Origin of the sequence: Sphingobacterium sp. UBA2610, from assembly GCF_002339225.1 — a bacterium.
Classification (GTDB): Bacteria; Bacteroidota; Bacteroidia; order Sphingobacteriales; family Sphingobacteriaceae; genus Sphingobacterium; species Sphingobacterium multivorum.
Window position 1 is genome coordinate 234,358 of sequence record NZ_DDKA01000011.1, and the last position, 13,560, is coordinate 247,917.

The 13,560-nt window shown below is 39.9% G+C and carries 11 protein-coding genes; all 11 read right to left on the reverse strand.

Going from position 1 to position 13,560, the window contains the following annotated elements:
• On the reverse strand, positions 1-1,259 hold a 1,259-nt coding region (rodA, locus tag B4Z47_RS08535; RefSeq protein ID WP_286727166.1), incomplete at its 3' end, for a rod shape-determining protein RodA.
• Positions 1,252-3,234 carry a penicillin-binding protein 2 gene (gene mrdA, locus B4Z47_RS08540; protein ID WP_046671818.1) on the reverse strand — a complete coding sequence of 661 codons (1,983 nt, stop codon included), beginning with the start codon at positions 3,232-3,234 and terminating at the stop codon, positions 1,252-1,254. The genes rodA and mrdA, both read right to left, overlap by 8 nt.
• Before the next feature lie 27 nt (positions 3,235-3,261).
• Complete coding sequence (locus B4Z47_RS08545; RefSeq protein WP_046671817.1) at positions 3,262-3,780, reverse strand: hypothetical protein; 519 nt, start codon at positions 3,778-3,780, stop codon at positions 3,262-3,264.
• A complete protein-coding gene (gene mreC, locus B4Z47_RS08550) occupies positions 3,773-4,615 on the reverse strand; it encodes a rod shape-determining protein MreC (RefSeq protein ID WP_115046837.1) in 843 nt (280 codons plus the stop codon). Before mreC ends, B4Z47_RS08545 begins: the two co-directional genes overlap by 8 nt.
• Before the next feature lie 91 nt (positions 4,616-4,706).
• Positions 4,707-5,732, reverse strand: coding sequence for a rod shape-determining protein (locus tag B4Z47_RS08555; protein ID WP_046671815.1), 1,026 nt, complete (start codon positions 5,730-5,732; stop codon positions 4,707-4,709).
• Between the two features lie 473 nt (positions 5,733-6,205).
• On the reverse strand, positions 6,206-7,516 hold the full coding sequence (locus B4Z47_RS08560) for an NAD(P)/FAD-dependent oxidoreductase (RefSeq protein WP_070566001.1): 1,311 nt from the start codon (positions 7,514-7,516) through the stop codon (positions 6,206-6,208).
• Between the two features lie 253 nt (positions 7,517-7,769).
• Positions 7,770-8,102: a 2Fe-2S iron-sulfur cluster-binding protein gene (locus B4Z47_RS08565; protein WP_115046839.1), complete on the reverse strand. Its 333-nt coding sequence runs from the start codon at positions 8,100-8,102 to the stop codon at positions 7,770-7,772.
• A gap of 2 nt (positions 8,103-8,104) precedes the next feature.
• Positions 8,105-9,109: an NAD(P)/FAD-dependent oxidoreductase gene (locus tag B4Z47_RS08570; RefSeq protein ID WP_115046841.1), complete on the reverse strand. Its 1,005-nt coding sequence runs from the start codon at positions 9,107-9,109 to the stop codon at positions 8,105-8,107.
• Between the two features lie 2 nt (positions 9,110-9,111).
• A complete protein-coding gene (locus tag B4Z47_RS08575; RefSeq protein ID WP_070565996.1) occupies positions 9,112-9,549 on the reverse strand; it encodes a MarR family winged helix-turn-helix transcriptional regulator in 438 nt (145 codons plus the stop codon).
• 114 nt (positions 9,550-9,663) lie between these two features.
• Positions 9,664-12,645 carry a protein translocase subunit SecDF gene (gene secDF, locus B4Z47_RS08580; protein ID WP_115046843.1) on the reverse strand — a complete coding sequence of 994 codons (2,982 nt, stop codon included), beginning with the start codon at positions 12,643-12,645 and terminating at the stop codon, positions 9,664-9,666.
• Positions 12,646-12,903: 258 nt separating this feature from the next.
• Positions 12,904-13,377, reverse strand: a complete 474-nt coding sequence (locus B4Z47_RS08585) for a hypothetical protein (RefSeq protein WP_070565992.1) — start codon at positions 13,375-13,377, stop codon at positions 12,904-12,906.
• Positions 13,378-13,560 lie beyond the last annotated feature (183 nt).

The window sequence follows — 13,560 nt, forward strand, 5'->3', positions numbered from 1 at the left end:
ACTCCTTTTCTATTTGAATCAAATTTAAGCATGATAAACAGTAAAATGGTGAAACTCCATAAGGATGAACCACCATAACTAATAAAAGGCAGCGGAATACCGATAACCGGAACAATACCGATGGTCATACCGATATTGATGAATAAGTGAAAAAAGAGAATGGACGCTACACCGTATGCATATATCCTGGCGAAGGCTGAACGCTGTCGTTCGGCTATATGAATAATGCGAAGCAGTAGGGTGAGATAGATAAGTAATAAGGTAACCGATCCAACAAATCCCCATTCTTCTCCAACGGTGCAAAAAATAAAGTCCGTGCTCTGCTCAGGTACAAAGTTGTATTTTGTTTGCGTTCCCTGAAGGTAACCCTTGCCTAGGAGCTGCCCTGATCCAATTGCAATCTTCGACTGATTCAAATTATATCCTTTTCCTTTAGGGTCTTCCATTTTACCCAGGATAATGTCAATACGGTCACGTTGATGAGGTTGTAGCACATGCTCATACACCAGGTCCACACAGAGAATAAATACAGCGCATGCAGCAAAAAGTATACTGAGATTGATAATGTATTTTCTTCTCTTGCGGTAGTTCCACATGACAAGGCCAATAAGCAATGCTAAAATCAAGATAAGTATCCAAGGATTGACCAATAAAGAAAGAACAAAAAGTAAAATGCAGAGCCCGCCAAATATAAGCAGTTCATTATTTACATAGCCTTCACGATAGAATACAAAAATCAACGAAAAGAACGCAAGGGCAGATCCCGTATCGGGCTGCAGCATAACTAAAAATACAGGAAATAAGACAATACCGGCTCCCATGGCCAGTGTCTGCATGGTCGGTGCTTTATTGCTCTGAGCGCTCAAAAAGTTAGCTAAGAGCAGACAGGTCGAAAGTTTGGCAAACTCAGAAGGTTGTAAGCGGAAAAAACCTAGGTCAATCCACGCTTGGTTTCCGCCGACATTTCGCCCTACCACGAGCACGATGACAAGCAATACAGCTGTTATACCATAAAATATCGGTGAGGCGGAACTGAAAAATTTCGCGTCTATGATGAGAATGGATACCCCTAGAATAATTGCGGAAACAAGATATAAAGACTGTTTTCCATAATTGGTTCCTAAGGTAAAGAAATTGGGCATTTCAGGATTAAACACCGCTGCACGGATATTGAATAAGCCGATTAAGCATAGCGCAAGCCAAAGCGTGATGGTTAGCCAGTCTATCTTTCCAAAAAAACTTGTTTTTTGATTATTCATATCTTCTCTTTATCTCGCTATGGTGAACAATTGTTTCCTTTGGTTTTGTTAAAGCTGCCAGCTGGCGTTTTGATTTTAACGTGTCAGTTTTCGATTTGACTGAGTCTGTCTTTTTTACATCTTTAGTCTTTGGATCCACAACTTTTTTGGGTGCAGGAAGAAAATTTGCTTTATAAATGCGGTCCTGAATATATTTTGGCGCAGTTATCGTGTCTTTGAGGTATTTCTCAACCATCATACTTGCGATAGGTCCTGCCCAGGTTCCACCGTAACCCGCGTTTTCAACAAAGACAGCAATAGCAATTTTAGGGTTTTCTCGTGGGGCAAAAGCAAAGAAAACGGCATGGTTTTCACCATGTGGGTTTTGCGCTGTACCTGTTTTTCCGCACATTTCGATGCCCGGGATACGATTGGCCCAAGCGGTACCTTCGGGTGTATTAACAGCATCACTCATCCCTTGGATAACAACAGGATAGTACCGCTCATCCACTCCGGCACTGACTTTTTCGGTAAATTCCTTCTTGGCAATTTTCTGTGCACCAATACCTTTAATCAAATGGGGCCTGTAATAAAAGCCTTTGTTGGCAACGATAGCCATAATGTTGGCCATTTGCAACGGTGTTATTCCCATTTCCCCTTGTCCGATTGATAAGGAGATATTGAAACTTGAACGCCATTTATCGTTACCGTATCTTTTGGTATAAAAATCTGATGTCGGCAGTAAACCCGGCTTTTCACCCGGTAGATCAATGCCTAGTTTATGGCCAATTCCAAACTGTGTCACGGCATTGCGCCATAGATCGTAGGCCTTAGGTCCCGAAAGCCCACGTCCGTCGATCATCTTAGCATAGGTAAAACCATAATAGGTATTACATGATACGGCTACAGAGCGCTGTAATGTGGTTGATCCATGATAGTGCGTACAGCCCATCCAGCCGCGTCCACCACCATAGCTGTATCCATGTGGGCAGAAAAATACGGTATTACGATCAATAACACCAGCCTGCTGCGCAGTCAATGCTGAAACAACTTTAAATACAGAGCCTGGAGGGTAGGAGGCTTGAATAGGGCGGTTAAAAAGTGGTTTGGTTTCGTCTTTCAATAATTTCATATAATTATTGCCAGACTGCCTGCCGACCATCATGTTGGGGTTGTAACTCGGGCTACTGACATAGGCCAAGATTTCACCCGTTGCAGGCTCAATGGCAACTATGGACCCCAATTTATTTTTCATGAGGTTCTCCCCAAGAATCTGAAGGTCTTTATCCAACGAGGAAACCAGTCCTTCCCCTGCAACAGCAAGTGTGTCGTATTTCCCTTCCATAAATACCCCTTTCGGACGGTTCAGCGCATCAACCATTAAGTTGTTGACACCGCGTTTTCCACGAATAAGGTCTTCATAAGAACGTTCTACTCCACTGCGACCAATGTAGTCACCACTACGATAAAACCCATTGGAGCGTTCAATATCTTTATCATTTACCTCACTTACATATCCTAAAAATTGAGCTGCTATGCTGTCGGGGTAACTTCGGATTGTTCTTTTTTGAACATAGAAACCACGAAATTGATATTGGTATTCCTGATATTGAGCCCATGTCCGTACAGACAGCTGTTTTTCAAAAATAGATGCACGGTAAGGCGAGTGCACTCTTGCCTTTTCCATCCGTTTGATAAAGCCCTCCTTGTCAATGTCTATCAATTTGCAAAACAAAGCGGTGTCGATTTCTTTCACCTCACGCGGAGTAACCATAAGATCATATACCGGTTCGTTCTGAACCAATACCTTTCCCTTTCGGTCCAAAATAACCCCTCTGGCGGGGTACACAATGACCTTGCGCATGACATTGCTGTTTGCGGAATGTATATAGGAATCGTCTATGATCTGTAAATAGAATAAGCGGGCCACCAAGGTCAATGTGATGGCAATAAAGATTCCTGAAACGACGTACTTACGCGCAAAAAAACTGTTCATAGAAATGAATTTCTATCCATCGATTTACTACAACCGATCTTTCTTTTTGTAGAATAATATGCTAAATAATAGCATGATAATTACTGTAAATATACAACTTAAAACGATACTCAATAAGGTGTATTGGATGTGCTGGAAGGAAAAAGATTCCAAGAGATACAAAAATGTATGATGAATCAATGTTCCGAAAAAGATGTAGGAAAAGAACCAGCGAATATTCATGAAGCCCAACATCGGGGTAAAGAAAGATTCGCGTTCTTCAACTTCAAGCGTAATTTTCATGAAGAAAATACGGAAGGCTGCCAGTGCAACACAGGCTGCGGTATTGACCCCAAGGGTATCATAAAACGAATCTACGGTAAGTCCCGTGAGAAATGCGATCAAATACACCAGGAAATTAGGTGTTCCTGTAGGAAGTAAAAAAATAAATAAGATATAAGGAAATGCAGCGACCAGATTGTAATAACCGATATTTTGAAATAGGAAAACTTGCATCCCTATCAAAACGATAAATCGAATAATATTAAATATTAAAATCCTAGCCATTGTCCTTTGTCGATTCTTCTAGTGTCTTTAATTCTTTATTTAACAGGTCTTTTACAACGTAGACATGTTGCAAGTTGGAGAAATTGGTACTCAACAATAGTCTAAGATCCAAAAAAGCGTCTCCTGAAGAGATCCCCGTCTGAATGACCGTTCCAACAAAAATTCCTTTTGGAAAATGTCCTGAATATCCTGAGGTGTACACTTTATCTCCTTTGTTGACTTTGATATGGTTTGGAATTTCCTTGACCATTGCCGCGCGGTAATCCATGCTATTGCCCCATACCAACGAGCCGAAAACCTCGGTGTGGCCTAATGTTACGGATATACGCGTATCGGGATGCAATAGGGATTGCACTGTCGAGAAGTTTTGGGAAACATTCAATACGATACCAACTACTCCTTTGGGAGCGATAACACCCATACCTCGCTCTATACCATCTTTACTGCCTTTATCGAGTGTGATCGTATTTGCCTTTTGGTGAATGCTATTGTTGATGACATTTGCAATAATAAATTCGTAACGCCCAAACTCACTGCTATCGATTGCCGGGACAGGACCGATCTTGATGCTGTCTGTTGATCGATAGGCTTGTAAGTCCTTTCTCAGTTGTGCATTTTCCTTTGCAAGTGCATCGTTGGTCTCCCCGAGGTGCAGGTAGCTTTTCCAGGAATTGACCTTTGCATACAGGCCTCCGATGATACTATTTGAAGAATTTAAAACAGAATTACGTTGGAAAGAATTGTTGGTGATCACCAAAAATAACGAGAATCCAAAAAATAGGATAAACCAGAAGAATGCATTGTATCGTCTCAGGAATAACCAAAGGTTTCTCATTTTTTAATGTGGGTATTTAATAAGCAAGCGATATAATAGTTTTGCATATTATATCGCTCTTTAATAAAATATTGTTATTAATTATCGAACGTTATGATTGCATCAAGAATTTAAATCGTCCAATATTTTTAAGTGCAATACCAGTCCCTCTTACGACAGCACGTAACGGATCTTCGGCAATATGTACTGGAAGTTTAGTTTTCGCTTGTATACGGCGGTCCAAACCGCGCAATAATGCACCACCACCGGTAAGATAGATACCTGTTTGATAAATATCCGCAGATAATTCTGGTGGGGTAATTTCAAGTGCTTTTAAGATCGCCTCTTCAATTTTTGATATGGACTTATCTAGACAATGCGCTATTTCGGTGTAAGAAACAGTAATTTGCTTAGGAACACCTGTCATCAAATCACGGCCTTGAACAGCGAAATCCGCCGGTGGTTCCTGCAACTCTGGTAGAGCAGCACCGACTTCAATTTTGATTTTTTCAGCCGTACGTTCACCGATCATGATGTTATGTTGTCTTCTGATGTATTGAACGATGTCAGAATCGAAGTTATCACCAGCAACACGAATAGATTGGTCACATACAATACCCGATAAAGCGATGACAGCAATTTCAGTGGTACCACCACCGATATCGATAATCATATTACCCATTGGTTCTTCCACGTCAATTCCGATTCCTACAGCAGCAGCCATGGGTTCGTGAATTAAATAGACTTCTTTGGCACCCGCAATTTCTGCTGAATCGCGGACAGCTCTTTTCTCTACTTCCGTAATACCGGAAGGAATACAAACAACCATACGTAGGGAAGGAAAAAACCAGCTCTTACCATTGTTTACCAATTTTACCATACCTCTGATCAGGTGCTCAGCTGCCGTAAAATCAGCGATTACTCCATCACGTAAAGGACGTACTGTCTTTATATTGTCGTGTGTTTTACCCTCCATTTGCATGGCCTGGCGACCAATGGCGATCACTTTGTTTGTGGTGCGGTCAAATGCAACAATAGAAGGTTCATCCACTACTACTTTGTCATTATGAATTATTAGGGTATTTGCAGTACCCAAGTCAATCGCAACTTCTTGCGTAAACCAATTAAATAAGCCCATCTGCTAATCCTTAAGCTATTTTAAAATAATATGCAAACCTACACAAAAAAAATTAATCTTTTTGAGGTTATACATCAAAAAAAACTACATTCTGAAAGTAAATTCTATCTGGAAAAAACTGTCTTTAAATTTAACGAATATAATCTGTAATTCTTACGTCCCGGCTGAAGTTATTTTTAATCAGACGCCGTGTTAAATTAAGAAATAAGTGGGTGTTTTTTAAATCATGGAGCACAAGGAGCAAGAATCCAAAAGTGAAAAGGTGGTTTTGAAAACTAGCTAAAGACTCAAATGCTATGAAGAGCTGATAAGCGAAGCCGTCACAACGTTTTAGAAGCCTATTCAGTAGGTTAATATGGCGAAGAGAACAGCTTCAGAAGGTTAATAAAGATAAAAGAAACAGCGGCATTATCGTTTGGGATAATGCCGCTGTCGGGCTACTGAAATATGTTTATTTAGACTCCAATAGGAAGTTAGTGGGCAGTTTCTGCTTGTTTTTCCTCTGGAGTTGGCTCATCATATTTGTGGAAGATCAAACGCACACCACTGTTTTTGGTGAAAAATTTGATCGACCAGTTTACGAATGTGATCAATTTATTTCTGAATCCATAGATGGACATCAAGTGGACAAACATCCAGGTCATCCAGCCAAAGAATCCATTGAAATGGATTTTTCCCATGTCAACGACAGCTTTATTACGACCTACCGTAGCCATGGACCCTTTGTCGAAATAGTTGAATTTCTCAGTTGGTTGATTGGACATTGTTTGAAGAATGTGTTTGGCAACATATGCTCCCTGCTGTTGCGCTACCGGTGCAACACCAGGTAAGCCACGAGGAAGATCATCTGTGATAAATGCCGAAACATCACCAATAGCATAGACCCCTGGCATATCAATAACACGGCATTGATCATCTGTCTGTATACGGTTACCACGTTGGATAATCTCCTTTTTGAAACCATTCGGATACTGCCCAGCTACACCTGCTCCCCAGATAACAGTTTTTGTTTCAATGCTTCTGCCATCGGCGAAAGTAATTGAATTGCCATCATATCCAGTTACCTGAACATTCAATAATACTTCTACACCCAAATCTTTGAGGTACTTTTCTGAATCTTTAGAAGATTTTTCAGATAAGTTGGCCAATACTTTTGGAAGTCCTTCAACCAGGTAAACCGACATCTCAGATTTTTTCAATTCTGGATAATCTTTCTCAAGAACATTGTTTTTAATTTCTGCGATTGCTCCCGAAAGTTCTACACCTGTTGGACCACCCCCAACAATAACAAAGTTCAAATTAGCTTTACGATCAGCAGGGTTTTCTATTCGTACTGCTTCTTCGAGGTTCTGTAAAACATAGCTTCGAATATTTAATGCTTCTTGTATATTTTTCATCGGCAAAGCATATTTCGTGATTTGCTGATTTCCGAAGAAGTTCGTGGTAGCACCTGTCGCAACAATTAAATAATCGTAGTCAAAATCACCAACATCTGTTCTTACAATCTTAGCCTCATTGTCTACACTTTTTACGTCAGCAAGTCTAAAATGAAAGTTGTCTTGGCCTTTGAACATTTTGCGAACAGGGAAGGAGATGGAGTCCGCTGAAAGAGTACCCGTGGCAACTTGGTACATCAATGGTTGAAAAGTATGAAAGTTATTTCTGTCCAGCAACAGAACTTCAACTTCCTTATTTTTAAGCTTTTTAGCAACTTCAATTCCTCCAAATCCAGCACCAATAATGATTACTCTTGGGAATTTTCTATTTGAACTATTGCTTGGCATATTTTTAATAGTTTGTTGTAAAAATTCGGTACAATCGAATTAAGCTGCAAATATCTTAAATTTTGGCTCAAAAAGCTAAAAAATATTTATTTATTATGCTGATATGTTGTGAATTTTATTGTAAAGAGGCTAATTCTTTCAATAATATGTTTTGTAGTTGTTTGATTTTTAGCTCTTTATAGTGTACATTGTACCCTTTGAAAAAAAAAGATGTATAGTGTCATCATTGTGTATAAAATACACAATGATGACACTATTGTAGCGCGCCTTTTATCTTGATTTTCATACCGTTGTTGTTATTGTGCAGATAAAGCTGACAGGCAAGACGGCTTTGATCATCGGCATCCGGAAGCGTGTCCAGCATGTCGAGCTCCTGATCACTCGCTGAAGGAAGCGTATCCAGGCCTTCGACAACTTCGACATGACAGGTGGCGCACAGCGCCATACCTCCACAAGTGGCCAGAATTTCATATTCGGATGCCTTTAAAATCTCCATGAGTGATAGGTTGATATCGGTAGGAACTTCCAGCGTATTTTCGGTCCCATCACGATCAATAACAGTGACTTGAATTAAATTATCGTCCATGGCTAGAATGTATTTATACCGTTTACAGTGGTGTATTTGAATGTCAATTTTTGATCTGGGTAGACAAATTTAAAAGCACTCTGACACATCAGGGCAGCCTCATGGTACCCGCAGAGAATGAGTTTCAGTTTGCCTGGATAGGTGTTGATGTCTCCAATAGCATAGATCCGCTCGATATTGGTTGAGTAATCAAGCGTATTGACCTCTATCGCATTTTTATCGATATTTAATCCCCAATCTGCGATTGGACCAAGCTTCGGCGTAAGACCATATAAGGGAATGAAATAGTCTGCATCTGTTGCGATGACTTCTTTTTCTTTATTGATTGTTTCAACATGGGACAAGTAGTCATTGCCATGAATATTGGTCAGATTGTGGGACAATAATAAGTTGATCTTACCTTGTTGGGCCAATTTGAAAACCTTTTCAGCCGAGTCCGGAGCGCCTCTGAAGGAGTCACTTCGGTGGATTAAAGTGACCTGTTGCGCAATATCTGCGAGATGGAAGGTCCAATCGAGCGCGGAATCACCGCCACCGGCAATGACGATTTTTTTATCCCGGTACTTGGCTGGGTCTTTTACCATATAATCTACGCCTTTTCCTTCAAAGAGATGAAGATTCGGAATTTCGGGCTTGCGTGGTTCAAAGCAACCTAAGCCCCCAGCGATGACAATGACCTGTGTATGAACCATCGTATGATCATTGGTTTCTACAATAAAAGAACCGTCGTCCTGTTTTGTTATATGTTCCACACGCTCGCCTAAGGTGAATGTGGGGTCAAAGGGTTTAATCTGTTCAAGCTGTTTATCGATCAACTCCTGCGCAGTGATACTTGGATAACCAGGAATGTCGTAGATAGGCTTATGGGGGTAAATCTCCGAAAGTTGACCGCCCACTTGGGGTAACACATCAATCAAATGGCAGCGCATTTTTAAAAGCCCAGCTTCAAAAACTGCGAATAGGCCAACAGGTCCTGCTCCGATGATACAGATATCCGTATTTATCATAGCTATTCTATATTTAAATTGTTATATATTGTATTCAAAATCCTTGTGAAAGCTTCGAAATCTTCGTCCGCTAGATTTTCCCAGGCCTTCATGCGAATCTCCGTAACAATTGGCGTAAGCGATGCTACTTTTAATTTTCCCTCTTCTGTCAAATGGAGGTATAGACTCCGACGGTCCGTTTCGTCAGTGATCCGCTCAGCTAGATTTTTTTTAAGGAGGATATCTACGATCCGTGTCAGTGTGGGCTGGTCTTTTCCGCAGCGCTTTGCCAATTCTTTTTGTGAAAGTTGATCTGTTTCGTATAAAGCCTTTAAGATGGTCCATTGGTCTACAGTAATATCAAATCCTTTCTCCGCAAAAGAAGATTGGGCGAACTGTTTTACTTTCTTGGCCGTTTGGTCCAAGATGAAAGAGTAGCGGTCAAATTTTTCGTTTAGCATACAAATATTTAGTGTAACAAATATATTTAAAATATTTAGTGTGACAAGTAATTTGAATGCAATAAAAAAGGGCGTTCATTCGAACGCCCTTTTTTATTTTATCAATATCAGCTATTATGGTCTTACGACTTCAGCTTTTTTAGCAGTATTACCTTCTGCCAAATGCTTTCCTTTACGTAAGTCATATACTGAAGGTGCAGCTAAGATAATAGATGAATATGTACCTACGATAACACCGACTAAGATCGCGAATGAGAATCCACGGATAACTTCACCACCAAAGATAAACAATACAGCAAGAACAAACACGATTGTCAATGATGTGATGATTGTTCTACTTAAAGTAGAGTTTATCGCATGGTTTACCACATCGCCTAGATCTTCATTATGCGCATTTGGTTTCGATACGAATTCACGTAAACGGTCAAATACAACCACTGTATCATTCACCGAGTAGGCAATTACAGTTAATATCGCTGCCACAAAGTGTTGGTCAATATCCAATGAGAATGGTACGATACCATCCAAAATTGAGAATAATCCCAATAAAATAATCGCATCGTGAATTGTTGCAATAGCTGCTCCAACTGAATATTCCCATTTATGGAAACGGATCAGGATGTAAGCTGCAACAATGATGATAGAGAAAACTGCGGAACTGGTTGCTCTAGATTTGATGTCGGTAGCGATACTTGGTCCAACTTTTTGAGACGAAAGGATCCCATGTTTATTGGAAGCATCTACTTTTGATAAACCTTGGTTTAATTTGTCCAATACCTCTTTATCAGCAGTGTCCGAAGTTTCTTCGATATGGTAAGTTGTTGTTATACGCAGTTGGTTGGATGCACCAAAGACTTTTACTTCAGTTGTTTTCTGGAAGATATCATCCAAGTTTGTACGTACAGCTTCCAAGTCCACAGGTTTATCATAACGGACAGTATACGTACGGCCACCTTGGAAGTCTACACCTAAACTGAATCCTTTTGTGAAAATTGATGCCGCAGAAATTAACACGGCAACGATTGAAATCGCATAAAAGATTTTACGTTTCTGAACGAATTTAAAGTTTGCATTATGCAAGGTATTTGCAGACCAAGGGAAAGAGACTTTGATTTTGAAATCTTTCGCCAACATCCATTCGAAAATAACACGAGTAACAAGGATCGCAGTAAACAATGAAGTAATGATACCCACCATTAATGTTGTTGCGAAACCTAAGATTGGACCGCTACCAAATAAGAATAAGATAATACCGATCAAAAACGTTGTGATCTGCGAATCCAGGATGGAAGGTAAAGCGTGTTTGTAACCATCTGCAACAGCCTGACGGATCGATTTTCCTAAGCCCAGTTCTTCACGGATACGTTCATAAATCAAGACGTTCGCATCGACCGCAGTACCCATCGTTAATACGATACCCGCGATACCCGGTAAGGTGAGTACAGCATTTAAGGATGCCAATACCCCCATAATGATAAATACGTTTAACAACACCGCGATGTTTGCCACGATACCTGCAGTATTGTAGTAAGCGATCATAAAGATCATTACTACGATAATACCGATAACAGCAGAGTTAACACCCGCATCGATGGCAGCCTGACCTAGAGTAGGTCCCACAATAGCTTCTTCAACGATTTTAGCAGTTGTCGGAAGACGACCTGCTTTCAATACGTTTGCTAAATCTTTGGTGTCTTCTACCGTAAAGGATCCAGAGATTGATGAACTACCATTTGGGATTTCACCGTTTACAGAAGGAGCAGAATAAACCACATTATCAAGAACGATCGCAATTGCATCTCTGTTTTGAGCCGCTTTTGCAGTAATTTTCTTCCATTCACGTGCACCTTCGCTGTTCATTTGCATACCAACCACAGGTTGATTTTTCTCATCAAAGTTTGCTGTTGCATCCGTAATGACATCTCCTGTCAATACAGCACCGTTGTCTTGTCCAGCCCCCTTAATTGCATATAATGATAGTTGCTCAGGTGTCTTTTGCTCAGGTTTTACAGCCCATAAAAGTTTTAAGTTTCCAGGTAGGATTGATTTTACCTCTGGACGTTGTAAATAAGCATTTACTTTTGCTGTATCTTTTAAAGAAGCAATACCAACCATTGAACCTGGCATAAGCGCCATTTGTTGGTTTTCGCCCATATAAACTGCTGGACGTAATACTTCAAATAATGGATTTTTCTGACCTAGATTTACAGCAGCACTGTCTTTCTTAGCATCTTTCTTACCACCGGTTAGATTAGACAATAAATCATCAGATTTTTTGCTTGTATCTGCAGCAGCATTTGTCGTAGCTGCTGGAGCAGCTTTTAACGTTGAAGCTAAAGTTTTGTCGATATTTTCTAATATTGGATAAACTTCCTGATTCGTATAGGTCTCATAGAATTCCAATTTAGCTGAACCTTGTAATAGGTTACGAACACGGCTTTCATCTTTTACACCAGGTAATTCGATTAAAATACGGTTTGTACCTTGTTGAATTTGAATGTTTGGAGATGCAACGCCAAATTTGTCGATACGCGTACGAAGTACTTTGTAAGAATTTTGGATGGCATTGTCTGCTTCTTTTTGAAGGAATGATTCAACTTTGGAGTCTGAATCACCCGGTTTAATTAAAGAAGCATTGTCTTTTGTTGAGAAGAATGTTGAAAGTGGCGTTGTCGCACCGATGGATTTGTATTCCTCCATAAATAAAGCAACGACTGTTTTTGCACTCGTTTTGCTTTTTGCTACTGCTTGCTCCAACGCTTTGTTGAATTTCTCATCTTTTGGATTGTTCGCCAAATTGCGGATCAATTCGTCCAATGAGATCTCCATGGTTACGTTCATACCGCCTTTCAAATCCAATCCCAAAGCGAGTTCATTTGCTTTAGCTTCCCGATAGGTGTATTTTGCAAAACCTAAATTGTACACTACTTCACCGGCCATTGAGTCGAGGTAGCTTTTCTCTTTCGCCAAGTCTCCTTTGGCAAAATTCTCAGCATCTCGCTCCACATTGCGGGTCACCCAAGTAAATGATAGGGAGTATAGACACGCTAATGACACCACTATCACTAAAAGTTTAATCAGCCCTTTACCTTGCATCGTCTGTTATAATTGTATTAATTTTAATGTTAAATACTGTTTATGTAATTGATAATTAGTTCTCGTTTAATCACATTTTACCAAGAATGGCAAAGGTATAAAATTTTTGTAGAATGAAAAGTTTTATTTATGCCAATTAGGTCAACGGCATAAAAATAGGAGAATTGAAGAAAAAAAGAAATATTAATTGATTTTATTTATAAAAAAAGGCCCTACTCAAGACGAGAAGGACCTTTTTACACTGTTTAGTTGCTTATATTATTTCAATGTGTATTTGATACCAAAAGAAAATGTTGATGCATCAAAATCACTATTGTGATTCAATCTCCAGTCTGGTTTCCAGTCTGCGTGGAAAGCAATCGGAGCAACTGGAATTTTGAATTCCAAACCTAGTTGAGGACGTAAAGCAACATTTGTAATATTATCTCCTACGTCGATAAATGTCAATTGTGCACCAACGCCGGCATACCATCCCAAACCATTCACGCCTTGGAAGGGTCTTGCATATTGGTAGTCTGCACCTACAGCAACCACGTGGTCGTCAAACATCACCTGTGCTTGTCCCATGTTGGCACCGCCAAAAGATTGCTTATATTGAACACCCCATAAGTCAGTTGTTGTACCATCGAATACAACACCTATCGCTGATCTGAATGGAGACTGAGCTTTCGCTTCCTGTGCGCCAAATGCTAATGCTGCGACGGCAGCTAATGAGAGTAATGTCTTTTTCATAATTATCTTATCTTTATATTTTCATTAATTAAAATAACTTTTCGTGTTACACAAAAGCAAATAGCTTGCCAAAAAATGATATTGCCAACATAGGGGCCGTCATGTAGTCTTAATTCATAACGTTTCTAATTTGTCTTCCGATTGTAATTTGTATCTTTTATTTTTTATTATTGCTTATTTTTC